The following is a 206-nucleotide window of genomic DNA, read 5'->3' on the forward strand; positions in this document are numbered from 1 at the left end:
AGGGGGCTTGCGGCAGTCGCTGTCGTCGCCGCGGTGGTGCGGGCAGACCTCCCACACGTCGAAGGGGCCGACGAGCCCGTCGACGCGGGCGTTCGTCGCGTAGACCTGGTCGCGGGTCGCCAGGCCCGTGGCGCTCGCGGACAGGTTCGTGACGACCCCCACCGCGAGACCCGCCGCGCGGGCCGCCGCGACCCCCGCCCCGGGCC

At 78.2% G+C, this 206-nt stretch carries 1 pseudogene; it reads right to left on the reverse strand.

The annotated features are described in order from the left end of the window. A pseudogene (locus QCD68_RS17440) lies at positions 1-206 on the reverse strand (haloacid dehalogenase); the annotation flags it as partial.

Source organism: Curtobacterium sp. PsM8 (genome assembly GCF_030433875.1).
Lineage (GTDB): Bacteria > Actinomycetota > Actinomycetes > Actinomycetales > Microbacteriaceae > Curtobacterium.